We start from the raw sequence: 24,831 nt of genomic DNA on the forward strand, positions 1-24,831 counted from the left end.
TCCTCATCAATCTTTCTGTCGATACGAAAGAGGCGTGGGTTATGCCAGCGAGTCCATTCGACGCCACATATCCGCAGCAACTTTCCGTGCCTGGGCATAAATCGAATCGCAATCGAAAGCGAACTGGCGGTCTTCATAAACCATCGCGCCGTTGATCATCACGCTATGGACGCTGGCGGAACCGAGACCAAAGGCGATATGTCCGGCGATGTTGTCAGCCAGCAGCGGCGTGGGCGCAGCGTAATCACAAATGGTCAGATCGGCTTTATAACCCGCCTCCAGTCGACCGAAGCGTGCGCCGAAGTTGCGGTTCAGCAGCTCGTTGCCGTTAGTCAGGGCACGAGCGAAACCGTCAGGCCACAGCGGACCGCCGGCATCACGATGTTTAAAGAAGGCAAATTTCATCTCTTCCAGCATGTCGGAGCCGATACCGTCGGTGCCCAGCGCCAGATTGCGAATATCGGTAAGATGGTGGTTGTAGCCGACATGGTTGTTCATGTTGGAGCGGGCGTTGTGCACCAGAAACGCATCCTGTTCGTTCAGCAGGGCGATATCGTCTGCGGACAAATAAAGGCCGTGCGCGACCAGCGTTTTGCGATTGATAAGATCCCATTCCGCCAGCCGGATAAGCAAATCTTTGCCATACATATGGTGGCTGTGGGAAACATCATAGCGATCTTCCGCGGCGTGGATATGCAGCCCGCGACCGGTGGCGTTGAGCGCTTCACGCAGCATTTCCAGGCCAGCGTCCGGTACGGTAAAGGGGGCATGAGCGCCGATATGCGCTTCCACCAGATAGGGTTCTGTGCCCGCTTCCCTGGCCTGATCTATCTGGCGGGCGAAGCGGATATTTTCTTCCACACCGGCCTGTAGCTCATCGATCCCACCGTTGCGATCGGTCGTTTCAAAGCAGGTCATTCCGCGCAGGCCGATTTTCAGAAAAGCATTGCGCAACGTGGAGAGCGATCCATCGATGTACGCGGGAGAAGCGTGGTGATCGATGACCGCAGAGCATCCGCTCTTAATCGCTTCGATGGCGCAAATTAATCCGCTGTAGTAGAGCGACTCTTCGTCCAGCGCGCGATCCAGCCGCCACCACAGGTTTTTCAGCGTTGAAATAAAATCCGGGCTGGGCGCAATTTTCGCCATAATGCCGCGCGACAGGCCGGAGTAGAAATGGTTGTGTGCGCAAACCAGCCCGGGCATGACGAGGCGCCCATGCATCTCTTTCCAGTCCGCCTCTGGGTAGCGTCGGGTCAGCGCATCGCCGATCCCGATGATAACGTCATTGTCTATGGCGATATCAACACCCTCTTGCACTTTCGCAGGGTGAAGCTGTATGGCAGTGACATTTTTCAGAATTAACATGGTTATACCTCCACCCGGCCCAGCAGATAGTGATGTTGCTGGTGGACATGGCTGATGATGCGGCAGGTTTCATCCAGTCCCGGTGGGATGCTGGCGAACTGGCCGTCGTTATCAATATTCAGGACCCAACTTTGGTTATTGAGACGGATGCGTACGCGATCCTCTTCCACCAGGAAACCTGGATTGCTGCTGGCGTCAAAATCCTGCGCCAGGCTAAAGACGGTGATTTTGTCTTTGTAAGGTTTGCCCTGCCACGGGCAGAACTGGGCGCAGTTGCCGCATTCGTTGCAGTAAGCGTCCAGGTGCAGCGTCTGGAAGCGGTTCCTGAAGCCTGGTATCGCAATCGATACGTTGGCGCGGTTTGGGCAGACATCGACACACTTGCTGCATAAGTAGTTGCACTCAAGGCAGCGTTCGCCTTCCTGGGCAACGAAGGCATCGCGATCGTCTTTGTCGATGATGGCGACCGATATCTCCCCCTTACGCTGGTAGATTTCAGCAGGATTTACGTTATTCCAGCGTTTATCGGCGTGGTGAGAGCGGATATTTTCCCGGTAAAGGATCGTATCGGTTGCCCGCCGGGCAGAGCCGATAGCGGCGACGATAGAGGAAGGACCACGCTGAACATCGCCAATCATAAAGACGTTTGTCAGGCGGGTTTCACCGTTGGCGTTTACCTCCGGCCAGCCTTTATCGTTCAGCGGGACTCCCATGGCGCTCAGCGCATCGGTGTCCTGCTGTTCCCCAATGGCGGTGATCAGGCTGTCGGCATGCAGCGTAATGGTGTCATCTGTTTCTACCGGACGGCGGCGCCCTTTCTCATCAGGCTCGCCAAGAGACATCACGCGCAGGGTGAGCGTCCCGTCGGCAGCAAAACGTTGTGGATTCATCAGGAAGCGGAACTCAACGCCATCGTGCAATGCCTCTTCATACTCTTCACGCCAGGCGGGCATTTCCTGCAGTGAACGACGATAGACAATGGTTGCCTTTTCCACACCGGGCACGCGTAACGCCGCCCGGGCACAGTCCATCGCGGTATTCCCGGCACCAACAACAACCACGTGTTTACCCAGTTTCAGCGTGGAGCCCTGATTGTATTCACGCAGGAAGGGCAATGATTTCCAGACATGAGGATTATCGCCTTCCAGTTTCACGCCGCTGTTTTTGTCAGTACCGGTGGCGATCAGCACATATTGATAACCCTGGTTTTTCAACTGCTGGACCGTGAGATGGGCATCACAGCCATATTCGAATTTCACGCCGTGATCGGCAACAAAATCAATATCATGCTGGATTAACTCAGCAGGGATGCGGAACTGCGGGATAATGTTTTTGACGACGCCGCCAGCGTTAGCTTCCCGCTCGAAGAGGGTAACCGAATGTCCGGCTCGCGCCAGGAAATAACCTGCGGCAAGCCCCGCGGGGCCCGCGCCGATCACCGCTACCGGATGCCGGGAGCCGGAGCCTGCGGGTTTATGCCAGCGTTGTTTGTATTCATCCCAGCCTTTTTCCAGGGCGATTTTTTTCAGTTCGCGAATGTTCAGGGCGCTGTCGTAATCCAGGCGCGTACAGTTGTACTGACATTGATGATCGCAAATATGACCGGTAATGGCAGGCAGAGCGTTGCGTTGATAGATAAGCGCCAGCGCATCGGCGTAGCGCTGTTCTCCCATCAGGCGAATATATTCGGGGATATCCTGCTTAATAGCGCAGGCGGTAACGCACGGCGCGACGTAGCAATCGGTTAGCGGCAGGCTTTCCGCTACCTCAATACGATCTTCCGGTTTCCAGTGTTTCTGGGTATAGGCCATCGTCATGGCGTCTTCTGCCAGCCGATTTAATCGCTCCACGTCGATTTGGGTCATTCCCCAGGTATCCGATGCTTCCAGCTCACGCATGCAGGCGCTCAGACGCAGGTAGCCGCCGGGTTTCAATAGATCGGTCGCCATAGTAATAGGGCGGATCCCGGTATCGAAAATATCGCGAATTGTCAGTTGGCTGGCGCCACCGGAATATGAGATCGGTAATTTTCCGTCGAAGGCCCGGGACAGTTCCGCCGCCACGTTGATAGAAAGCGGGAACAGCGCCCGACCGGACATATACATCTCATCGCCGGGAAGCGCGCCTTTATTGTTGATGGTGCCAAGGGTGTTGGTGAGCTTGACGCCGAAGCCCAGCGATTTCTTTTTCGCCAGCGTCATCAGGCGTTTCAGCATTTCCAGCGCCTGAGGCAGTTTGAGATCGTGCTCGAACGACGCCTCTTTCAGTCCAATATAACTGAAGCCGCAGCTATCCAGAATCTGGCGAACGCGGGCATAGCCCAACAGGGTTGGATTCAGTTTTACGAAGGTGTTCAGCGCCTTTTCTTCCAGCATGTACTGGCAGATGGCCTCGATTTCATGTGGCGGACAGCCATGCATGGTAGAGAGGGTGACGCCGTGAACCAGGGTGGCAGGAATACGTTCGGGAAGCGCGCGCAGGGTTTCCCGCTGTTTATTCAGTCCGTGGCGTGCCAGAAAATCGTCGTCATGCAGCCAGCGGCTAAGTGTGTCGCGGTATTGCGTAAATTTCGGCTGCGCTGAAGCATCGATCATACTGTCGATAAACTGCTGCATCGGCGGTTGTTTGATGCCGTCCAGGTTGTAGCCGACGCTCATATTGAAGATAAATGATTTCCCGGCGCCAGCGCTGGCGGGCTGGAAAATCTGCTCTAACAGATGCAGGACGAACCAGGCCTTCAGGTATTCATCCCAGGCCTTTTGCAGAGTAAACTCGGTGGACCACTCAGTATTGAAACATTCGTCTTCCGCATCGATACAGGGTTTTTCCAGCTCCAGCCGGTCAAGTATTTGTACTGTTTTCAGTTCAATGAAGCGGCCGCCAGTCAGCCAGGAGGTGATGATATTTTGCGCCAGTTGGGTGTGCGGGCCAGCGGCAGGACCAACGGGGGTGGCACAGGTTTCACCAAAGACGTTGACTGACCTATCATTGGCGGGTGAGTAAAACTGTTGCTCAGGAATACCAAAGATAGAACCCTGTTGCAGGTATTCATCAAATATGCGCGTCAAAAGCTCCTCAAATGGCACGGGACGCATAATATCCCCCATAACCCTCTCCTTTTATCATGAATTAACCGGTGTGGATAAACCGGAGGTCTGGGGGGGTAGAGCAACATTCACACCATGATTACGGACACCGGGCATAAATATAATTTTTTGTGAAGTGCTTCTAAACTTGAGCCCGCTTTGTGAAATATCTCACATGTCGTAAATGAGAATTAAAATCAGTATGATCCATTTATCAAACGGTTGTTTCATGAACGCCTTTTATTTTCTCAAAAAGAAGGAATTTGTATCATTATGATAAGTGTGGAGGGTGTGGAACTTTTTTGTTTGAACGCAATCGTTTAACCTGGTCGTGATAATTTTTATTAACGCTGATGGAGGCGAATAAAATCCTCTGGCGTATCAACATCCGAAATGATTTCTATATGATCTATTTCCACCTTATTATGCGCGCCAGCCAGTAATGCCTGATGCATATTTTTTTGCGGGCCGGAGAGGGCCTGTAACAGGCAGCGTCGGGTGAGCAGAATCGGATGGCCTGGCGTGCCCTGATAGTACGGGATTAGCGCGCTGTCATTGCGTAATGACCATATTTTATTAAATATTTCAAACGTCAGGCAGGGCATGTCTCCGTGGGTGATGAAGCAGTATTCGCTTTTAACGGCGTTTGCGGCGACCTTCACAGAAGAGTACAGACCATCAGCATAGTCAGGGTTGTGCGTTATCAGTATATGACTTGCGCCGGCATAGCGATGGTACAGTTCATCGCCGCGATAGCCGGTAACTAAAATAACCTGGCTGCAAAATTGCAGGGCATTTTTGATACTTGCATCAAGAATTGTCCCGTCCTGCCAGGGTAGCATCATTTTCCATTTTCCCATTCGTGATGAAAGCCCCGCGGCGGTAATAATGCAGTCGATTGGCGGCATCGTCCATTCCTTATTTTAGGTGGCTGATGATTATTGATAAAAATATAAAGAGTCACGCCGGTTTATTCTTTGATTTAGGTGCGCAGAAACGTCCCTTGATTATTTCGCTTGTCGGGGCTGGCGGGAAAACGAGTACGCTTTTCTGGCTGGCGAGATTATTTCATGGCTACGGCAGGCGGGTCATCGTGACCACAACGACGCATATGTTTCTGCCCGATGCCACTTGCCCAACGATCTTCTGCCGGGAGCCTGCCGCTCTGCCTTCCCACTATCTTATGCGGCCCATCTGGGCCTGTTTTCGCGCATGGAAAGCGCAGGAAGGGAAAGCGAGAGGGTTTTCGCCGCAGGCCATTGATGCGCTGGCGGCCCGTGCGGAATGTGACGTTATTCTGGTAGAAGCGGATGGCGCTCACGGATTGCCGCTTAAAGCGCCGGATGAGCACGAACCTTGCATACCTGAAAGCAGTTGCTGCGTGATTGCCGTTATGGGCGGGCAGATGTTGGGGGAGAATACGGGCGCGGAGAATGTCCATCGCTGGCCGTTGTTTGCTGAGATCACTGGCCTGACGGCGGATGAGCCGCTGACCTTCGGGCACCTTCTTCGGCTAATTCGCCACCCACAGGGGGCGTTTAAAAACGTCCCGCCGGACAGCAGGCGTATCTGGTTTCTCAATCAATTTTCTCAATCTGAGAATAGCGCGACGGAATACGATCTGTTCCAGCTATTGCGCAATGGGAATGTGGATGCCATCTGGCTGGGGGCGGTACGGGAACAGCCACCGATTACGCGCAGACTTGTGAGATAGCGAGGCCGGGAAACCGGAACCACCATAGGGATATCCATTGAGGTTTTTATGAATATTTTCACAGAAGCGGCAAGACTCGAAGAACAAAACAGTCCATTTGCGTTGGCGCAAATTGTCGATAGCCGTGGCTCAACGCCGCGACATTCAGCTGAGATGTTGATTCATCAGGATGGAACGACCTTTGGCACGATTGGCGGAGGAATGGTGGAGCGCAAAGTGATCGATGAGGCGCAACAGGCTTTACGGGAAAGAAAGCCGCGTTTGTTTCATGGGCGGATGGCGCGTAATGGTGCGGATGCTGTCGGTTCTGATTGCGGTGGCGCGATGACGGTCTTCATCAGCGTACATGGGCTCCGTCCCCGTCTGGTGCTGATCGGCGCCGGGCATGTGAATCGGGCGATAGCACAGAGCGCCGCGCTGTTGGGTTTTGATATCGCCGTGGCGGATATTTATCGTGAAAGCTTAAATCCGGCGGCATTCCCGCCCTCGGTGCAGTTACTGCATGCCGATTCGTTTGCTGAGGCGGTGGATGCGCTGGAGATCCGGCCCGATAACTTCGTCCTTATCGCCACCAATAATCAGGATCGCGAGGCGCTGGATAAGCTGGTGGAGCGTCCGCTGGCCTGGCTGGGGCTGCTGGCAAGTCGCCGCAAGGTTCAGCTTTTTTTGCGCCAGCTGCGGGAAAAAGGCATCGCGGAAGAACATCTTGCGCGCCTGCATGCGCCGGTAGGTTACAACATTGGCGCTGAAACGCCGCAGGAGATCGCGGTAAGCGTGCTGGCTGAGATTTTACAGATAAAGAATAATGCGCCTGGCGGATTAATGATGAAACCTGCGCATCCTTCCGGGCATCAGCGCGTGGTGATCCGCGGCGCGGGAGATATCGCCAGCGGCGTGGCGTTGCGTCTTTACCATGCCGGATTCAAGGTATTCATGCTGGAAGTGGAGCAACCGACGGTGATCCGCCGTAGCGTGGCATTTGCTCAGGCGGTGTTTGAGGGGGAAATGGTGGTGGAAAGCGTCACCGCCCGGCGGGTGAATTCGGCGACAGACGCGATAGCGCTGGCGGAGCGCGGCATCATTCCGGTGCTGGTCGATCCTGTCTGTGCATCTCTTGATACGTTAAAGCCCGTCTGCGTGGTGGATGCCATTCTGGCAAAACACAATTTGGGCACCCATATTGCGATGGCCCCGGTGACGATTGCTTTAGGGCCAGGATTTAGCGCAGGTGAGGATTGTCATGCGGTAATAGAAACCAATCGCGGCCACTGGCTGGGAAAGGTGATTTACTCCGGTTGCGCACAAGAAAATACCGGCGTGCCGGGGAATATTATGGGGCATACCGCGCGACGGGTGATTCGTGCGCCCGCAGCGGGCATCATGCGTGCCAATGTAAAATTAGGCGACCTGGTGAAGGAGGGGGAGGTGATCGCCTGGATTGGCGACAGTGAAATTAAGGCCCCGCTGTCGGGCATGGTGCGTGGCCTGTTAAGCGACGGGCTGGCGGTGGTCGGCGGGTTTAAAATCGGTGATATTGACCCGCGTGGCGAGACAGCCGATTTTACCACCGTGTCTGATAAAGCGCGGGCGATCGGCGGCGGAGTCCTGGAAGCGCTGATGATGCTGATGCATCAGGGGGTAAAATCAACCAGAGAAGTGCTGGAAGTTGCATAAGGTTGCGTGTTGTTTGTCACCAACGACCACGTTGTTCGCAGAGGATGACAGGGGACGTTAGCGTCACCATCCGGCAACCGTGTGGAGCGTATGCCGGATGGCGCTGTATTGTCCGGCTACTGGCAGATCACGGTGCCGGTTTTTCCTTCAATGCCTTCTTTCGCTTTGCTCAAGACGGTAATCAGCGCTTCCCGTCCAGGCCGGGAACGGGCGAATGACACGGCGGCTTCAACTTTCGGCAGCATGGAGCCTTTGGCGAAATGGCCTTCGTTGATAAAGCGATCGGCATCGTTTAATGACAGACGATCCAGCCATTGCTCATTTTCTTTACCGAAGTTAATCGCCACTTTTTCCACTGCCGTCAAAATGATGAGCATATCTGCATCGATCATTTCGGCGAGCCGGGCGCTGGCCCAGTCCTTGTCGATAACCGCGCTGGCGCCTCGCAGATGGTTGCCTTCACGGATCACGGGAATACCACCGCCGCCGACGGTAATGACTAACTGTCCGGCCTCGACCAGCGCCTTGACGGTCTCTTTTTCGATAATGTCTATTGGTTTGGGAGAGGCGACAACGCGGCGGTAGCCGCGACCGGCATCTTCTTTCAGCGTATAACCCTGTTTCTCCAGCAATTCGGCTTCTTGCCGGGTGAAGAAAGAACCAATGGGTTTGGTTGGATTAAGAAAGGCAGGATCGCTGGCGTCAACTTCCACTTGCGTGACCAGTGTCACCACCGGCATTTGTATGCCGCGTGATAACAGTTCTTCGCGCAGCGCGTTTTGCAGATCGTAACCAATATAACCCTGGCTTAATGCCACACACACTGACATCGGCAGCATTGGCGTATGGGCTGCGGTTTTCGCCGCCGCTTCAAAGGCCAGGTTGATCATCCCCACCTGCGGACCGTTACCGTGCGTGACCACCAGTTGATGGCCCTGGGCGATTAAATCCACGATCGCCTGAGAGGTCATTTTAACGGCCTGCATTTGCCCGGCCAGATCCTCGCCCAGCGCATTCCCGCCCAGCGCGAGAACAATTTTCTTACTCATTTTTCCTCACTTATTCAGTGTGATTAGGATGGCTAAACGGCTTGCGTCTCAGGAAGCGACCCCGGCCCGCTCTGGCGTTAAACTCCCCCTGACAAAACAGGGTTTCGCCGCGTGAAAGGGTTCTGACGATAGCCCCGGTACAGCGGAATCCCTCCCAGGGAGAGTAGTCGCCGTTATCATGCTGTTCGGCATGGCGAATTTCCGTTGTCTGATGCGGATCGATAATCACCACATCGCCATCGGAGCCTGGCGCCAGCCGCCCTTTCTGCGGCCACAGGCCGAACAGTTTCGCGGGTAGGGCGCTGGTCATATTGACAAAGCGTTGTGGCGTAATGCGCTCAGTTATCACGGCGCTGGAAAAGAGCAGCAGCAGCCGGTTTTCTACGCCGGGCAGCCCATTTGGGCAGCGGTTGAAATCGCCGCCGGAGAGCTGTTGGCGCTGCGCCATTGAAAAATTGCAGTGATCGGTGGCGACCACATCAATCGTGCCGTCGCTGATACCGCACCAGAGTTTGTCCTGCTCGCTGACATTGCGCAGCGGAGGGCTGAGAATGAAGTTCAGTCCTTCCGGTGTGTTATAGCGACGCTCGTCCAGCAGTAGATATTGAGGACAGGTTTCTACCCATACCGGCTGGTGTCTGGATTTCGCCAGACGTAAATAATCCAGCCCTAAGCCGTTGGAGAGATGGACGATATACAGAGGTGCATTGCCGGCGAGCTGCGCAAGATTGATCATCCTGGCAATGGCTTCGGCTTCGCACTCCAGGGGGCGACTCAGGGCGTGATAGCGCGGCGCAGTGAGTCCTGCGGCAAGAAACTCGGCGCGTTTGCAGGCGATGGCGGCATCATTTTCTGGATGGACCGTTGTCAGCGCGCCAGAGAGATGCAGACGGCGCAGTGCCTGCAACACATCATCATCGTTAAGCTTGTATTGATATGTCAGATACAGCTTAAAGCTGCTGATCCCCTCTTCAACCATCATCGGAATTTCATCAAGAATGGCGTGGTTGATATGCTGAATGACCCCGTGAAAGCTATAGTCGATGACGGCTTTATGCGCGGCGTAACCGTGATAAACCCCCAGCTGATGGCGCAACTGGCATCCCGTCGGGCCAAATCCCATATGATCGATGATGGTTGTTGTACCGCCGCATGCTGCTGCGCGGGTACCGGTAAAAAAATCATCACAACTGCGGGCAATACCGGCGTCAATGTTAAAATGAGTGTGTACATCCACGCCGCCGGGCATGACGTAGCAGTCTGTCGCGTCGATAATCTCGCAGGGAAGCTGCGGAATAATATCGTCGTCCAGTTGGCGAACAATGCCGTTCTCTATCAGCAAATCTTGTCTTGTCTGAGCATCGGCATTAACGACAATGCCGTTTTTAATCAGCACGCGCATAGCGGACTCCAGAATCGCCTCCGGCGAAGAGCCCATCCCGGCAGGATGTTTTCATTTGCCATTCTGGTCATGGGCTGTGCCCGTACAAAACGCGTTGCGTTTTGAAGGCACTTTAGGCGTGGCACCGAAGGGGCGAGTGATGCGAATAATCCTCACGTACAGCGTGTACGTTCCGGTTTCTGCGCACTGTCGGTATCCTACTGGCTACGCTAATGATGCCTGCGGAGACAAGCTCTAAGCGGAGGTGCGGTTAATGATTATTCCGTTGCCAGCCAGCTCAGCGGAATGGCGGCGTACATGGCGGCACAGGTAACCAGATGCGATTTCCAGGTTTTCTCATTTGGCGCGTGGGCCTCCGGCTCTTTGCCCGGGCCGAAGCCGATTACCGGGATGCCGTGGCGGCCCATGATCGAGACGCCGTTTGTGGAGAAGGTCCACTTATCGACCACCGGCGTTTTGCCAAACAGCCCTTCGTAAGCGCTGACCAGCGCTTTCACGGTGAAGTGATCCTCTTCCACTTTCCAGGTCGGGAAGTAGCATTCGGTCGGGTAGACCAGGCCGGTCCAGGAGGGGCGATCGTAGTGGTACAGAGAAACGGCTGCATTGGCTTTCTTCACTGCCGGCAGGGCGCGGATCTCTTCCAGCGCGCCTTCCCAGGTTTCTCCCCAGGTCAGACGACGGTCAATAGAGACGGCGCAACTGTCCGCTACGGCGCAACGGCTGGGCGAGGTGAAGAAGATTTCGGAAACGGTCAGAGTGCCTTTGCCGAGAAACGGATCGTAGGCCAGACGTTGTGATAACTCCTGCAATTCGTTAAGGATCGGCCCCATTTTAAAGATCGCGTTATCGCCGCGCTCCGGTGCGGAACCGTGGCAACTGACGCCCTGGACATCAATACGGATTTCCATACGCCCGCGGTGCCCACGATACACCCGGCAGTCGGTCGGTTCGGTACTGACGACAAATTCCGGCCGGATACCGGATTGCTCAATAATGTACTGCCAGCACAGGCCGTCGCAGTCTTCTTCCTGTACCGTACCGGTGACCAGCAGCGTGTAGTCATCTTCCAGACCGAGATCCTTAATGATCTTTCCGGCGTAAACCATTGATGCCATGCCGCCTTCCTGATCGGAGGTGCCGCGTCCGCCGATCAGCTCATCGGTTTCCATTCCTTCATAGGGATCAAAATTCCAGTTTTTAATATTACCGATCCCAACGGTATCAATATGTGCGTCCATTGCAACCAGACGCGGCCCGTGACCGATATAACCCAAAATATTACCCATCGGATCGATCTCGACTTTATCGAAACCGACTTTTTCCATTTCTTGTTTGATCCGATGAACCACGCGCTTTTCATCGCAGCTTTCGCTGGGAATGGCGATCATATCGCGCAGGAAGCGCGTCATATCGTCTTTGTAGTGGTTTGCTTTTTCCAGAATCAGTTTAAATGGAATGTTCTTAGCCATTGTTTATCTCCAGTTTTAACCCCCGCGTCTTCTGGGAGCCTTTGTCAATAAAGGGAACTACGGTGCGACGGGATGTTTGCCTTCCCAGACCACTTCGCGGTAGTGCTTGATATCGGTATCGCCTTCGGTACTGATAAGCAGCACCACGGCGTCGTTATTCAGCGCCAGTTTTTCCATTAAGGCCTGACGCTGCGGGTGATAGTGAATGGCGGCCAGTACGCCCAGCCCGACGGCTCCTGACTCACCGGAGATGACTCTCGGGTCGTCGCCATAGGGATTTCCCAGTACGCGCATACCCAGCGCGGCGACGCTGTCCTGGCAGGAGATAAACTGTGTGGCGCAGTTGCGCAGAATTTCCCAGCCGAGCGGATTAGGTTCGCCACAGGCCAGACCGGCCATGATGGTCGCCATATCGCCGTCGACATTGACGATGTCGCCTTTAATGCCCGAGCGGTAAATGCAGTCGGCTTTGTCCGGTTCGACGATAATGCTGCGCAGGTTCTGCGGGCCATAGACATCGACCAGATAGCCCAGCACGCCGCCTGCCATTGCGCCGACGCCAGCCTGCAACAGTACGTGGGTCGGAACGACGCCCAGTTCACGCATTTGCTCCACAGCTTCATCGGCTAGCGTGGCGTAGCCCTGCATGATCCAGGTGGGGATTTTGGTGTAGCCTTCCCAGGCGGTATCCTGTACCACTTCCCAACCGTTCTGTTGCGCATGCTGAATGGTCAGACGGACCGTATCGTCATAGTTCATATCGGTGACGATGCACTCCGCGCCAAGATTGAGAATGGCGTCGACCCGCTCCTGGGCAGAGCCTTTCGGCATATAAATCACCGCGTTTTGCCCTAGTTGTTGCGCAGCCCACGCAATGCCCCGGCCGTGGTTGCCATCGGTGGTCGTCGCGAAGGTCATCTTCTCGTCAATGGCGTTTTTAAGCTGCGAGAACGAAAGGGTATTGATGTCAAGCTGGTATTTTTCACACAGCAGACGGGCGGTGGCATAAACGCCGCCGAGCATCTTGAAGGCGTTCAGTCCAAAGCGTTTCGATTCATCTTTAACGAGAATTTTCTTTACGCCAAACAGGCTGGCGAGACTGTCCAGTGCGCAGAGCGGCGTCGGACGATAACCGGTAATTTTTTGGTGGAACAGGCGAGCCTGTTTCGCCTGCCGTTGCGAGAACAGCGCGGACGTTTTACCGCTGTAAAAGCGATTGTCGGCGATATCAATTTTCAATGAGAAAACGGACATATTCTATCCTTCTCCTTGTTGCCTCCGGAAACGGAGGGCCGACCGGAAGGTCGGCCTGGGGGGTTATTTGATGCGCTGTTGCGCTTCTTTCAGCAGTTGTTCCAGCAGGATGCCGGGCTTCGCGTATTTGCGAGAGAGGATCATTGCGGCGATGATGTATGGCTTCCAGCTGGCCTCCTTGTAAGTGGCGATACGGTATTTTTCGAATACCCCTTCGGTGACTTCCCCTTCCTCACAGGAGACGCCGCTGATATCCGCCGGCAGGCAGTGCATATACAGCGCATTTCCGTTGCGCGTGAGCTGCATCATCTCTTCGGTGCAGTGCCAGTCCTTATGCTTCGCATTCTGCTCCAGACACTTCCTTTCCAGGGCTTTCAGGGCCGCGTGATCGTTGGCGCGCAGGAGTTTGGTCCGTTCTTCCATAACTTTGTAGGGCGCCCATGACTTCGGATAGACGATGTCTGCGTCTTTGAATGCATCTTCCATGCTGGTGACCTGGCGGAAGCTGCCGCCGGAAGCATTGGCATTGTTTTTGGCAACTTCGATAACATCGGGGATCAGGTCATAGCCTTCCGGATGCGCCAGGGTCACCTCCATGCCGAAACGGGTCATCAGGCCGATAATGCCCTGGGGCACAGAGAGCGGTTTACCGTAGCTCGGTGAATAAGCCCAGGTCATGGCGATTTTCTTACCTTTCAGATTCTGCAGCGAACCAAAATGCTCGCGCAGCCAGGCCAGATCGGCCATTGCCTGGGTCGGATGGTCGATATCGCATTGCAGGTTGACTAACGCCGGACGCTGGGGCAAAACACCTTGTTTATAACCGTCATCAAGCGCGGCGCCGACTTCACGCATATAGGCGTTCCCCGCGCCAAGATACATGTCGTCGCGGATACCAATTGCGTCGGCGCAGAAGGCGATCATATTGGCCGTTTCGCGGACCGTTTCGCCGTGGGCGATTTGCGATTTACCTTCATCAAGATCTTGCTGGGCCAGGCCAAGCAGGTTAAGAGCAGAGGCATAAGAGAAGCGGGTTCGGGTGGAATTATCGCGGAAAACGGAAATCCCTAATCCACTATTGAAGACTTTGGTCGCGATATTCTCGGCGCGTAGCATCTTCAGTGCGGCGGCAACATCAAGGACTTGTTGTAGTTCATCCGTTGTCTGTTCCCACGTTAATAAAAAATCCTTCTCGTGAAGGTGCGAAGTCAGCGAATTGATATCCTTTATCAGCTCATTAACAGTTTTCATTGTAAAGTCCCGGTAGTGGAATAACGGCAAGGTGGCTTAATTGCTATGACTGCGCGATATCACAGCGATACCATCACCTAACAATAACTGTGCCAGAATTAATCCAGTGCTGCGGGGATATTATTTCAGAACGGTTATTTGTGGCGGCGATCACACATTATCGCTCTTTTTTCTGCGGATTGTCGGACGTAAACGTTTGGCTTTTTAAACGTCATTTTTTATGGTGAGAAATGGAATGAAAATAAGGCATCGAAGAACAGAGTAGATAGCCATATTGATAAAATTGTTGGGTCGATTCTCATATTGATATGAAAATGTGACATCTCTTCCATAATGAGGATGGGAAAATGATAAAGAGTCCTGTTTTTATCAAAGCAATATTTTCCTGGGTTAGTATTATTAACCCCTGATAAACATCAATATTATAAATGATCAACTACTTAAGTGATGCCGGAAGGTGAGTCTATGGTGCTTGCAACGACGCAATCCGTTTTGATGCAAATTCAACCGACTATTCAGCGTTTTGCCAGAATGCTTGCCAGTGTATTGCAACTGGAGGTGGAGATCGTCGATGAAAATCTGTGCCGCGTTGCGGGCACAGGCACCTACGGTAAATTCCTCGGTCGTCAATTGAGCAGCAATTCAAGGTTATTACGTTATGTTCTGGAAACGCAAAAGGAAAAGGTGGTGACGCACTCTCGTCACGATCCTCTTTGCGAAGGATGTGACTGCAAAGATAATTGTCGTGAGAAAGCATTTCTGGGAACACCGGTTATTTTACAGAATCGTTGTGTTGGCGTAATCAGTTTGCTTGCCGTCACGCATGAACAGCAGGAACATATTAACGATAATCTGCGGGAGTTTTCCGATTACGTTCGGCATATATCAACCATTTTTGTTTCGAAACTTCTTCAGGATCAAGGTGGCGGCGAGGGGATCAGTAAAATATTCTCGACCATGATCGAAAATATGGATCAAGGCGTGCTGGTCATCGATGAAGACAGCCGTGTGCAGTTCGCCAATCAAACGGCCCTGAAAATTCTTGGGGTTATGAATAACACCATGACGGGAAAATCCGTTCGCTTCAGGCCGCTAACATTTGAAAGCAATTTCACTCATGGGCATATGCAACATATTGTCTCCTGGGATGATAAAAATGAACTGATTATCGGCCAGTTACATAATATTCAAGGGCGGCAATTATTCCTGATGGCCTTTCATCAGTCGCATACCAGTACCGCCGTATCGCTGGCAACCGACGAACCGCATATTGAGCAACTGGTCGGTGAATGCCGGGTGATGCGTCAGCTTAAGCGACTGATTAGCCGCATTGCTCCCAGTCCTTCCAGCGTGATGATCGTTGGCGAAAGCGGTACCGGGAAAGAGGTTGTCGCCCGGGCGATCCACAAGCTGAGCGAGCGTAAAAACAAACCCTTTATCGCCATTAACTGCGCTGCGATCCCAGAACAACTGCTGGAAAGTGAACTGTTTGGTTATGTGAAAGGGGCTTTTACCGGCGCGTCTGCTAACGGTAAAACCGGCCTGATTCAGGCCGCTAATAGCGGGACGCTGTTTCTCGATGAGATTGGCGATATGCCGCTGATGCTGCAGGCGAAATTGTTGCGCGCGATTGAAGCGAGGGAAATTTTACCCCTTGGTGCCAGCAGTCCGGTGCAGGTGGATATCCGAATTATTTCCGCTACCAATCAAAATCTGGGGCAGTTCATTGCAGAAGGTAAATTTCGCGAAGATCTTTTCTACAGGCTTAACGTGATTCCATTAACCTTGCCGCCCCTGCGTGAACGTCAGGATGATATTGAACTGCTGGTGCATTACTTTCTGCATCTGCATACCCGTCGGCTTGGGTTGGTGTATCCCGGCATCGCTCCGGATGTGGTGACTTTGCTAAAGCGTCATCGCTGGCCGGGCAATCTGCGGGAGTTGAGTAATTTGATGGAGTATCTGGTTAACGTCGTGCCCTCTGGTGAGGTGATTGATAGCGCGCTGCTGCCGCCGAATTTGCTTCACAATGATAAAATGCCAGGGTGCGATGACGAACCCGTTAACATACTGCCTCCTCAGGCCGAGGACGCTGGCGGTACCGCGCTTGAAGAGATGGAGAAACAGATGATCCGCGAGGCGCTGTCACGGCATCACAATAAAAAGCAGGCGGCGGACGAACTGGGTATTGGCATCGCCACGCTCTATCGCAAGATTAAAAAATACGAATTAATGAATATCTGACTGGCCTGAATTCAGGCCGGTCAGATGCGGTTTATTCCGGCGTCTCGCAGGCACGTACTGCGTTGAGGATCATCTGATAGCCAGTACAACGGCACAGATTTCCCGCCAGCCCCCGACGTATCTCCAGTATGGTCATTGGCTGGTTACGAGGTTTTGCAAGCATGGCCGTGGTGGCCATAATGAGCCCCGGCGTGCAGAATCCGCACTGTACGGCGCCTGATTCGGCATAAGCCCTCTGCACGTGCGATAGTTGACCGTTCTGTGATTCCCCCTCCAGCGTGCGAATCTCTTTACCCGCGGCCCAGACGGCGAGATACAGGCAGCTGTCTATGGCGGTACCATCAACCAGGACGGTACAGGCACCACACTCTCCGACGCAGCAGCCGTGCTTTACGCTCAACAGCCCTTGTTCGCGTAGCAGTTCGGAGAGCGGCATGCCCGGAGGGACGCTTAGTTGAAAATCCATGCCGTTGATCTGGCATGCGAGGGTGATTCTGTCGGTGTGATTCATTGCCATTCTCCTCCTGCCTTGATAGCGGCTTCGCTGACCACTTTTTGAGTCATCGTCTGGATAAGATGTAGACGAAATGCTTTGCTGGCACGCCACGAGGATCGCGGTGCGACATCATGTAAAACCGCTTCGCTAACCGTCTCCAGCGTTTGTTGGGTTAACGGGGCATTTTGCACACTCTGTTCCGCGTGGGGGCAGCGGATCGGCGTCGGAGCGGCGACCCCGAAAGCCAGCCGAAGCTCGCGAATATGGCCATCCTCCAGAGTACAGCGCGCGGCGCAGCCAATAGTGGAAATATCCATGGCGTCGCGCATCGCGTATTTATAGTGGGCGCTACCGGTATCGGTGGCAGGCTGGGCAGGAAAATGAAACGCCACCACCAGTTCGTTGTGTGCAAGAGAAACCTTTCCTGGGCCAGTGTGAAAGCCGTTGATGGGCATAAAACGCACCCCGTCGGGAGAATGGATTTCGAGGGTCGCTTCGTAAATCAGCGTAGGCGTCGCCGAATCGGCGCTGGTTGCGCCGTTGCAAATATTGCCCCCATAGGTGGCGACGTTGCGAATTTGCGGCCCGGCAATCGACGCGGCAGCGGCGCTGAGTGCTGGAAGATGGTGCTGGATCAAGGGAGTGTTGATCAGTTCGCAGAAGGTGGTGGCGGAACCAATGCGTATTCCTCCATGATCCGCGAGGGTAATGCCGCGTAGTTCCGCTAATCCATTGATATCCACAATATGGCGATAACGGGCGTTATGATGATGAAGCTGAATTAATACATCTGTACCACCCGCGAGTAGTTTGGCCTGCGGATTGTTCGTCAGCAGCGTGATGGCCCCGTCGATATCCGTGGCGCGGTGGTAGGTCGCGATATCAAACATAGTCTTATCCTTTAATCAAACCCGCGTCGTGAAATGCGGTGAACAGCCGTTTTGGCGTCAGCGGCAGCGTATCGATCGCCACGCCCGTCGCCATTTTGACCGCATTGCGAATGGCGGCCGCAACGGGAATGATTGGCGGCTCTCCAAGTGATTTATGGCCATAGGCGGATTGCGGCTCCAGCGTTTCGACGAAAGCCCCCTCCAGTTCCGGGAGATCGAGCATGGTGGGTATTTTGTAATCCAGCAGATTGGGGTTGCGTATGACGCCGCTGTCAGCGTCGATAATCATCTCTTCAAACAGCGCCCAGCCAATACCCATCCCCATTCCGCCATGCACCTGACCTTCCGCCAGCAGAGGGTTCAGAATATGACCGGAATCATGAACGTTGAGGATGCGGTTGATGGTGACTTTGCAAAGTGCGATATCAACGTTCAGATCGACAAAAGTGCAGCCGAAGGCCGGAGGATTGGTGGTGGTTTTTACGGAACTTTCCGCTGAGAGCTGCCCGCCGCGTTCAGGATGATAAAACGCATCCATGGCCAACTCTTTCAGCGACAGCAACGGGATTGCAGGGCGATCGATAAGGACGATATTGCCGTCGATCAGCGTCAGGTTTATGGCCGACTGATGCAGCATAGTCGAGGCCTGGGCAAGGATTTTCTCTTTTAACAGCAGTGCCGCTTTGCGCAGCGCGGGCGCGGTAGTATAGCTTTGCCGCGAAGCGAATGCGCCAGGATCGAATGGCGTGACATCGGTATCCTGGGTTGAAATTACGTGTACGTTGCTTACTGCGACACCAACCGTCTCTGCTACCATCTGCGCAAATACGGTATCGGCGCCCTGACCAATTTCGGTGGCGCCGCTTTGCACATTAATTGTACCGTCCTGATTCATCAGCAGGCGAACGCCGGCGATTTCGACCCCTACCGGCCAGGTGTTGGAGGTATAGCTGAAGCAGGCGACGCCGACGCCCCGGCGGATATTGCCTTGCTGATGGCGACACGCCTCGCGGCGTTTATCCCAGTCAAACAGTTTGCGGCCTTTTTGCAGACATTCTGGCAACCCGGCGCTGTAGATAATTTTCCCGGTGAGCGGGTTAGCGTCACCTTCGCGGGCGGCGTTACATAAGCGGACGTCCACCGGATCGAGCTCCAGCGCGGTAGCGGCATCATCGATCATTGCTTCTAGCGCGAAGACCACCTGCGGAGCGCCGTAACCGCGCATGGCGCCTGCTGTGGGAAGGTTGGTGTAGCAGGTTGTTGAACGGTATCTGTAAGCGCTACGCGGATAGAGATATGCCACTTTATTGCCGCCGGCTGAGGCGATGGAGTGACCATGCGAGCTGTAAGCGCCAGTATTTGACAGAACATCGAGACTATAGCCTTGTAAAGTGCCGTCGCGATTGATACCCATTCGGCCATTGATAGTAAAAGCGTGGCGGGTACGGGAAGCAAGAAAGCACTCTTCGCGACTCAGCGATACTTTCACCGGAATACCGCCAAGTTTGCTGGTCAGAAATGCCGCCATCGGCTCTTCCAGCACGTCCTGCTTATTGCCGAAACCGCCGCCGACATACGGTTTGATGATCCGCACATGCGACCACGGAATACTGAGCGCCTGACCGACAACCCGGCGCACGATATGCGGGATCTGCGTGCTGGTGATGATGGAGATGCGGGAATCCTCTTCCATCCAGGCAAAGGAGGTGACGCTTTCCATATGGCAATGCTGGATAACCGGGGTTTGATAATGCCCCTGAATCTGCAGGTCTGCGGTTTCTATCGCCTGGGTAACGTTGCCTGCATTCATTTCGCTCTGTTTGAGCAGATTGCCCTCCGGATGGATTTTGACCGCACCCGGCGCCAGCGCGGCCTCCGGCGTCGTTATTACGGGCAGTGGCTGCCAGTCGACGTTGACCAACAGGGCCGCTTTCTCGGCGGTAAGCTCATCTCGTGCCACGACAATCGCCACCGCATCGCCATGATGACGGACGTGACGGGTTAACAGGTAGCGGTCGGCAATATCGCGTTTACCTTCGTCCAGCGTCCAGGCATGCCCGGCAGTGGCAAACGCAATATCTGGCACGTCTTCCCAGGTAAACACCGCCAGTACGCCTGGCAGCTTTTTGGCCTCGCTGCAATCAATGTTATTGGCATAACCGTGAGCAATAGGGCTGCGGACATATTTGGCATAACACATTCCTGCCATAACGTAATCGTCGGTGTATCTGGCACGCCCGGTCACTTTGGCAATGGCATCCACACGCATGCATGATTCACCGGTTGCGGTCGCTTCTCGCGATTCCATAATCGTCCCCTCTGAAATGAAGATTTGGCATGTATGCCAATACCTGAAACAGGCAAGAATTACGCCAGAAGCGGAAATCTCGGGCGAGGTAACATGGAAGTGTGATGACGTTAAAAAATGTGGCGCATATGACAGGGCAGGGGAGAAAAGCGGGCCGAATGCGGTATATCATTATGAGCCTAATTAAATCATTATGATACACAGTGCATGAGGCGATAAACTCTGGCCGGTATCGGCAAATGTCCTCGCGCGGATGGATATCATCACTTTAATACTTCCGGTGGCGGTGTCGCGATTGGGTATCCTCCGGCTGACTGGTATGATGATTGTTCTGATTGTTGAGGTGGCGGTTTGTGTTGAGTGCAGGATGCCTGATGGGTAAACGCTTTTATATCACGATAATATTGATGAGCAGCCTGATCGTTGCGGGGTGTTCCAGTTCATCTGGTTCCGGCTCCATATATACCGTGAAGCGTGGCGATACGCTGTATGCGATTTCACGTGCTACGGGCACCAGCGTCAGGGATCTCGCCCGACTTAACAATATTTCGCCTCCCTATATCATTGAAGTCGGACAGAAGCTGAAGCTGAACAGCCGTTCAGGGGCCACGACGAAAGGACATTCATCCACTAAGAAGCCGTCAACCAGCCGCACCGCTACCGTGACGCCTTCCTCACAGGTTCCGCAATCATCCTGGCCGCCGGTGGGACAACGCTGCTGGCGCTGGCCAACCAGCGGTAAAGTTGTGTTGCCGTATTCCACCCGCGATGGCGGTAATAAAGGTATTGATATTGCTGGCCGGCGCGGCCAGCCGATCTACGCCGCAGGCGCGGGCAAAGTGGTATACGTGGGTAATCAACTGCGCGGCTACGGCAATCTGATTATGATTAAACATGGCGAGGACTATATCAGCGCCTATGCGCATAACGATAAGATGATGGTGAATAACGGGCAGAACGTGAAGATTGGCCAGCAGATCGCCACAATGGGCAGCACGGATGCGGACTCCGTGCGTCTGCATTTCCAGATTCGCTACCGAGCGACGGCGATCGACCCACTGCGTTATTTACCACCGCAGGGCAGTAAACCTAAGTGCTAACAGGTTATTTTATCGGCAGTTAGCGCAGTTCAGGCTTGTCAGCCGGTGTGTAAGGTCTATAATGGCCCACGCACTTCCTCGCGGGCGTAGTTCAATGGTAGAACGAGAGCTTCCCAAGCTCTATACGAGGGTTCGATTCCCTTCGCCCGCTCCAGACATCTTCTTAAAGTATTCCTGTTTACTGAATCCTAAGGGATGCAGCTTTAAGCCTCCTGATAGTTTTATTCACTGTAACCCTGTAGTGACCAGGCAGCATTAGCTGCGCTAGCCTCTTTGAGCAGTACGAAGCGGAAAACGCTCCATACTAGAAGCCAACCACCTTAGGGGAAAACCAATCATCTCACGCTGAGTTAATCGAAATATTCGACTATCTGGGTCTCAATGCTGACGCCAAAAGGGTAACCCGCGCTGATTGATGTGCTCAGGGTTCGTTATGTTCTCCAGCAGTTACCGAAGAACCGCAAGCAGCGCTTTAAGGGTAAACCGTTGGTTGACCTGCTGGCTCGTGAGGATTACCGATATAGCTGGATGGGGTTAACTTAAAGTTTACTTAACCAGTTAATATCCCCTTATTATCTGGAAGCGATTATCGCATCTGCAATTTCTACAAAACCAGCGCCACCTGGCCCACAGGTAATCCACTGCGGAGGTTGCGGGATTTGATCCAGGTAGTCTGTTACTGTGCTCACTCCAACCGTATGTTCAAAGAATGAAAACATCGGCGCGTCATTCGTCGAGTCGCCGCTATACAGTATGGCGGAGCGATCGAAATCTATGTCAAGCGCGTAAAAATCCCTGAGTATTCGCCGGGCCATAGATAACTTGTCATATTTCCCAAGCCAGCCAAGAATCCAGAGATTATTTACAGTGGTTGCCGCACCTGCTTGTACTAATGCGTCAAGTATTAATGAACAAAGCCGATCTTCTTGCGGTTTAGAAAAGGCAATTGAGGTCATTCTGAACGGTTGATCGTCGGCAAAGCGGGCGGCAACAATTTCCCTTTTTATCTGTTCCCCAATCAGCTTCAGGCGTTCAGCAACCTCAGAATGTTTCTCTTTATCATGCCAAAAAAAGTGTTCGATTCCGTGGCCGTCATTTTTTCTTCTGAAAAATATGCCGCCATTTTCACCAATGACGCCATCAACTGGCCACATCCGCGCCATCTGATCGCACCAGCCTGCGGGCGCGGCTGTGACTGGTATCACTTTAACCCCCGCTTTTTGCAACCTTTCCAGCGCCGTATAGGTTTCAGCTGACAGCCGTCCTCTATAGGTTAGCGTGTCATCGAGGTCTGTGAGTACAAAACGCACATGCTTAAAATGTGTAAAATCTGTAGAACAAATCTGTTTCATAAGCAAACTCGAGTAAGTATTGTAGATACCATAATCTTCCATGATTAAATAGTTTATGACTTTTTTAAAGTTCAAATCGTGCTAAGTTATAATCTGTATTGTGTTGTTAATAATTGAAATTTTATTTCATATCGATGTTTTTAACTGATGATTTTTTTGTTTATAAACTATTTATCCGCTTGCCTGGAGAGATAAGCTAGTGAAGAATATTAAAGATGATTGTCTGCGCGTTATTTTTATATGGAAATATAAAATCATACGGATGCTAGCTAAGCTAATAATGGAAGCAGCATCTCTGTTATTAAATGATTATTTTATTTTGCACGTAACTGTCGATTAAAAAATCCCAGTGAAATTTGTTGTGTTTCCGGTTGAAAAAACTCTGGCGTACCGGTCCTCCATTTTTGACGACATAGAAATCTACGCGATATTCTAACCCAGCGCGACAAATGTCATTATAGATATCTTCACTAATCGTTAGTGGTACCAGAGGATCGTTATCACCATGCATAATCAATACCGGGGCCATCTCATGATTAATGAAATATTTTACACAGGCCTCCTTTGCACGTTCTTTCATTATCGCGGGGTCGCCTCCCAGTAATGCACCAGCATGAGTATCCTCAATTTTTTTCCAGCGGTGGCCTGGATTACGCATCTGAATTTCATCGTTTTCCATCAGGGTTACAATATCTGCCGGCCCGAAGAGATCGTAAGCTGCCTGTACTTTTGATGAAAATCCCGCCCATTCGTCGGTATCGTAACCTTCGGTATTCATTGCCGCCATTAAACTTAAATGTCCCCCCGCAGAACGCCCCATTACACCTATATATTGCGGATCAATATCATATTCCCCGGCATGGGCACGTAAGAAACGCAGCACGGTTTTAACATCTTTTAATTGCTCGGGATAATGTGCCTGATGACTGCCACGATAATACATTGATGCAACGATGTAACCAGCCTCGACCAGATACTGAACTTCCGCCACCATCATATTTTTATCGACGCCGCGAAATCCACCTCCGGGAATCCAGAGGATAGCCTGACGAGCTGATTTTTTTCTTCTTGATATTCGCTTCCTGAGGCCGCTTTCATTTCACTATTACCGTTCTGTGACATAATCGACAACTTCAGTTCCAGAGGATTACCATTTAGATCATGGGAATGGGAATAAATAATATTATCAATAAAGTTGATGCTTTTGCGGGTTCTGCCGGGTTCAATAAAATATTTCATCAGTAAATACCTCTGGTTACGAATAACGCTCTTAGTACGGTAAATATCAATCTTCCATCATTTTAAGTAAATCATCACGTTTTTTATCCAGATATAATGACCATGCCTTTTTATCTATAAAAGGATTTACGCCTGGATCAGCAAGCATTTGCTGACGTTTGGCTAACAGATCAATATTAACAGTGTGATTTGCCATAAAAATATCAACGGGTTCATTGCGCACTTTTTCAAGTGAATGAAGGTACTGCTGACGCAGAGTCAGCTGTGGGTCGCCATACTCTTCAAGAAATTCTTTCTGTAATGTATTGAAACCAAACCCACCGTAATAGCCTACTCGCCTGGTATGATCGCCATCAGTCACATCAAAAAAGCAGGCGATACATCCCTCAGTATGCCCCGGAACGAGCACAAATTTTACGGTAATATGACCGAACTGGAGCACATCTCCATCATTGATTTCAACATCAATCAGGCATAATTCATCTTCGATACTGGCACCGTCTTGAATAAAGACGAACTCGGGCTTAGTTCTGAACATTTCAGCATCTGGCGCTCCCGGATAGATTTTAGTATCAAACATCCTTTTGAAAAAATTAGCCGCACCAATATGCTCTACATGACCATGCGATAGTATCAGCCAGCGGACATCGGCAGGATTAAATCCCGCGGCCCAGATCGCATGAATCAGCATTGCAGTCGCACCAGTATTGCCTGCATCAAATAAAATGAGCCCGTCTCCGGTATCCACAATATGTGCGCAAACCCAGCTGTCACCGACATAATACAAATTCCCATAAATCTGAAAGGGAGATATATAGCGGCTTTCCTGGTTAACCCAGTATTTCCCCATCAATTCAGCTTTCTTTCTCTCTTTACGTTGCAGGTATGCTGCATAGTCACTTTTGGCCGTCATAGTTTGTTCTCCCCTGCATATC

General features: G+C 52.5%; 19 protein-coding genes, 1 tRNA gene and 1 pseudogene. 6 read left to right on the forward strand and 15 right to left on the reverse strand.

Translation table 11 applies throughout. The features are described 5' to 3' along the window. Positions 1–39 precede the first annotated feature (39 nt). The 3 genes from ssnA to ABK821_RS00535 all read right to left on the reverse strand — a co-directional run bounded on the left by ssnA (position 40) and on the right by ABK821_RS00535 (position 5,362). Positions 40–1,368 (reverse strand): putative aminohydrolase SsnA, encoded by a 1,329-nt coding sequence (gene ssnA, locus ABK821_RS00525; RefSeq protein WP_138360763.1) that lies wholly within the window; start codon positions 1,366–1,368, stop codon positions 40–42. 2 nt (positions 1,369–1,370) lie between these two features. Next, a complete protein-coding gene (gene ygfK, locus ABK821_RS00530; protein ID WP_343178118.1) occupies positions 1,371–4,475 on the reverse strand; it encodes a putative selenate reductase subunit YgfK in 3,105 nt (1,034 codons plus the stop codon). Positions 4,476–4,798: 323 nt separating this feature from the next. Continuing rightward, positions 4,799–5,362, reverse strand: a complete 564-nt coding sequence (locus ABK821_RS00535) for an NTP transferase domain-containing protein (protein WP_138360761.1) — start codon at positions 5,360–5,362, stop codon at positions 4,799–4,801. A 26-nt stretch (positions 5,363–5,388) separates the two neighbouring features. On the opposite strand from ABK821_RS00535, the gene yqeC reads away from it, so the two are divergent. Both yqeC and yqeB read left to right on the forward strand, forming a co-directional pair. Beyond that, positions 5,389–6,168, forward strand: coding sequence for a selenium cofactor biosynthesis protein YqeC (yqeC, locus tag ABK821_RS00540; RefSeq protein WP_343178117.1), 780 nt, complete (start codon positions 5,389–5,391; stop codon positions 6,166–6,168). 48 nt (positions 6,169–6,216) lie between these two features. Beyond that, positions 6,217–7,842, forward strand: coding sequence for a selenium-dependent molybdenum cofactor biosynthesis protein YqeB (gene yqeB / locus ABK821_RS00545; RefSeq protein WP_142502637.1), 1,626 nt, complete (start codon positions 6,217–6,219; stop codon positions 7,840–7,842). 116 nt (positions 7,843–7,958) lie between these two features. Here yqeB and arcC read toward each other — a convergent pair whose 3' ends face one another. From arcC to ygeW, 5 genes are all read right to left on the reverse strand, one after another. Then, a complete protein-coding gene (arcC, locus tag ABK821_RS00550; protein ID WP_138360758.1) occupies positions 7,959–8,891 on the reverse strand; it encodes a carbamate kinase in 933 nt (310 codons plus the stop codon). A gap of 10 nt (positions 8,892–8,901) precedes the next feature. Further along, entirely contained in the window at positions 8,902–10,293 is a 1,392-nt protein-coding gene (hydA, locus tag ABK821_RS00555; protein WP_138360757.1) for a dihydropyrimidinase, read from the reverse strand. A gap of 257 nt (positions 10,294–10,550) precedes the next feature. Further along, positions 10,551–11,762, reverse strand: a complete 1,212-nt coding sequence (locus ABK821_RS00560) for a YgeY family selenium metabolism-linked hydrolase (protein WP_138360756.1) — start codon at positions 11,760–11,762, stop codon at positions 10,551–10,553. 57 nt (positions 11,763–11,819) lie between these two features. Beyond that, complete coding sequence (dpaL, locus tag ABK821_RS00565) at positions 11,820–13,016, reverse strand: diaminopropionate ammonia-lyase (protein WP_138360755.1); 1,197 nt, start codon at positions 13,014–13,016, stop codon at positions 11,820–11,822. Positions 13,017–13,079: 63 nt separating this feature from the next. Beyond that, the gene (gene ygeW / locus ABK821_RS00570) at positions 13,080–14,267 is read right to left on the reverse strand and encodes a knotted carbamoyltransferase YgeW (protein ID WP_138360754.1); all 1,188 of its coding nucleotides are present in this window, start codon (positions 14,265–14,267) and stop codon (positions 13,080–13,082) included. Between the two features lie 465 nt (positions 14,268–14,732). Between ygeW and ABK821_RS00575 the strand changes: the two genes are divergently transcribed. After that, positions 14,733–16,511: a sigma-54-dependent Fis family transcriptional regulator gene (locus ABK821_RS00575; protein WP_308560654.1), complete on the forward strand. Its 1,779-nt coding sequence runs from the start codon at positions 14,733–14,735 to the stop codon at positions 16,509–16,511. A gap of 31 nt (positions 16,512–16,542) precedes the next feature. On the opposite strand, the gene xdhC is transcribed toward ABK821_RS00575, so the two are convergent. Genes xdhC through xdhA form a run of 3 tightly spaced genes read right to left on the reverse strand, consistent with a single transcriptional unit; the run spans position 16,543 to position 20,205 of the window. Further along, positions 16,543–17,022 carry a xanthine dehydrogenase iron sulfur-binding subunit XdhC gene (gene xdhC, locus ABK821_RS00580; RefSeq protein ID WP_138360840.1) on the reverse strand — a complete coding sequence of 160 codons (480 nt, stop codon included), beginning with the start codon at positions 17,020–17,022 and terminating at the stop codon, positions 16,543–16,545. Continuing rightward, complete coding sequence (gene xdhB / locus ABK821_RS00585; RefSeq protein ID WP_138360752.1) at positions 17,019–17,897, reverse strand: xanthine dehydrogenase FAD-binding subunit XdhB; 879 nt, start codon at positions 17,895–17,897, stop codon at positions 17,019–17,021. The genes xdhC and xdhB overlap by 4 nt, the downstream gene beginning before the upstream one ends. 4 nt (positions 17,898–17,901) lie before the next feature. Continuing rightward, positions 17,902–20,205, reverse strand: coding sequence for a xanthine dehydrogenase molybdenum-binding subunit XdhA (xdhA, locus tag ABK821_RS00590; protein ID WP_138360751.1), 2,304 nt, complete (start codon positions 20,203–20,205; stop codon positions 17,902–17,904). A gap of 374 nt (positions 20,206–20,579) precedes the next feature. Here xdhA and actS point away from each other — a divergent pair, with 374 nt between their 5' ends. From actS to ABK821_RS00605, 3 genes and pseudogenes are all read left to right on the forward strand, one after another. Further along, positions 20,580–21,305, forward strand: coding sequence for an amidase activator ActS (gene actS / locus ABK821_RS00595; protein ID WP_142502633.1), 726 nt, complete (start codon positions 20,580–20,582; stop codon positions 21,303–21,305). A gap of 80 nt (positions 21,306–21,385) precedes the next feature. Then, positions 21,386–21,459: transfer RNA gene (locus ABK821_RS00600), tRNA-Gly, on the forward strand. 97 nt (positions 21,460–21,556) lie between these two features. Next, positions 21,557–21,818: pseudogene (locus ABK821_RS00605) on the forward strand (integrase); the annotation flags it as partial. A gap of 59 nt (positions 21,819–21,877) precedes the next feature. On the opposite strand, the gene ABK821_RS00610 reads toward ABK821_RS00605, so the two are convergent. From ABK821_RS00610 to ABK821_RS00625, 4 genes are all read right to left on the reverse strand, one after another. Then, positions 21,878–22,657, reverse strand: coding sequence for an HAD-IIB family hydrolase (locus ABK821_RS00610; RefSeq protein ID WP_138360749.1), 780 nt, complete (start codon positions 22,655–22,657; stop codon positions 21,878–21,880). Between the two features lie 301 nt (positions 22,658–22,958). Next, the gene (locus tag ABK821_RS00615; protein WP_395033807.1) at positions 22,959–23,732 is read right to left on the reverse strand and encodes an alpha/beta hydrolase fold domain-containing protein; all 774 of its coding nucleotides are present in this window, start codon (positions 23,730–23,732) and stop codon (positions 22,959–22,961) included. After that, positions 23,651–23,896, reverse strand: a complete 246-nt coding sequence (locus ABK821_RS00620) for a hypothetical protein (protein WP_138360747.1) — start codon at positions 23,894–23,896, stop codon at positions 23,651–23,653. Before ABK821_RS00620 ends, ABK821_RS00615 begins: the two co-directional genes overlap by 82 nt. Positions 23,897–23,942: 46 nt before the next feature. Further along, the gene (locus tag ABK821_RS00625; protein WP_343178116.1) at positions 23,943–24,809 is read right to left on the reverse strand and encodes an MBL fold metallo-hydrolase; all 867 of its coding nucleotides are present in this window, start codon (positions 24,807–24,809) and stop codon (positions 23,943–23,945) included. Between the last annotated feature and the right edge of the window lie 22 nt (positions 24,810–24,831).

This window comes from Klebsiella sp. KE9456, assembly GCF_043832615.1.
Classification (GTDB): domain Bacteria; phylum Pseudomonadota; class Gammaproteobacteria; order Enterobacterales; family Enterobacteriaceae; genus Klebsiella; species Klebsiella indica.

Excerpts from the sequence above, each read along its gene's own strand:
- ygeW (WP_138360754.1), bottom strand. The coding sequence starts at position 14,267 with ATGAAAACTGTTAATGAGCTGATAAAGGATATCAATTCGCTGACTTCG.
- xdhB (WP_138360752.1), bottom strand. The coding sequence starts at position 17,897 with ATGTTTGATATCGCGACCTACCACCGCGCCACGGATATCGACGGGGCC.
- ABK821_RS00535 (WP_138360761.1), bottom strand. The coding sequence starts at position 5,362 with ATGCCGCCAATCGACTGCATTATTACCGCCGCGGGGCTTTCATCACGA.
- ygfK (WP_343178118.1), bottom strand. The coding sequence starts at position 4,475 with ATGGGGGATATTATGCGTCCCGTGCCATTTGAGGAGCTTTTGACGCGC.
- ABK821_RS00620 (WP_138360747.1), bottom strand. The coding sequence starts at position 23,896 with ATGAAATATTTTATTGAACCCGGCAGAACCCGCAAAAGCATCAACTTT.
- ABK821_RS00575 (WP_308560654.1), top strand. The coding sequence starts at position 14,733 with ATGGTGCTTGCAACGACGCAATCCGTTTTGATGCAAATTCAACCGACT.
- xdhA (WP_138360751.1), bottom strand. The coding sequence starts at position 20,205 with ATGGAATCGCGAGAAGCGACCGCAACCGGTGAATCATGCATGCGTGTG.
- ABK821_RS00625 (WP_343178116.1), bottom strand. The coding sequence starts at position 24,809 with ATGACGGCCAAAAGTGACTATGCAGCATACCTGCAACGTAAAGAGAGA.
- yqeB (WP_142502637.1), top strand. The coding sequence starts at position 6,217 with ATGAATATTTTCACAGAAGCGGCAAGACTCGAAGAACAAAACAGTCCA.
- ABK821_RS00560 (WP_138360756.1), bottom strand. The coding sequence starts at position 11,762 with ATGGCTAAGAACATTCCATTTAAACTGATTCTGGAAAAAGCAAACCAC.
- hydA (WP_138360757.1), bottom strand. The coding sequence starts at position 10,293 with ATGCGCGTGCTGATTAAAAACGGCATTGTCGTTAATGCCGATGCTCAG.
- actS (WP_142502633.1), top strand. The coding sequence starts at position 20,580 with ATGGGTAAACGCTTTTATATCACGATAATATTGATGAGCAGCCTGATC.
- dpaL (WP_138360755.1), bottom strand. The coding sequence starts at position 13,016 with ATGTCCGTTTTCTCATTGAAAATTGATATCGCCGACAATCGCTTTTAC.
- ssnA (WP_138360763.1), bottom strand. The coding sequence starts at position 1,368 with ATGTTAATTCTGAAAAATGTCACTGCCATACAGCTTCACCCTGCGAAA.
- arcC (WP_138360758.1), bottom strand. The coding sequence starts at position 8,891 with ATGAGTAAGAAAATTGTTCTCGCGCTGGGCGGGAATGCGCTGGGCGAG.
- ABK821_RS00610 (WP_138360749.1), bottom strand. The coding sequence starts at position 22,657 with ATGAAACAGATTTGTTCTACAGATTTTACACATTTTAAGCATGTGCGT.
- xdhC (WP_138360840.1), bottom strand. The coding sequence starts at position 17,022 with ATGAATCACACCGACAGAATCACCCTCGCATGCCAGATCAACGGCATG.
- yqeC (WP_343178117.1), top strand. The coding sequence starts at position 5,389 with ATGATTATTGATAAAAATATAAAGAGTCACGCCGGTTTATTCTTTGAT.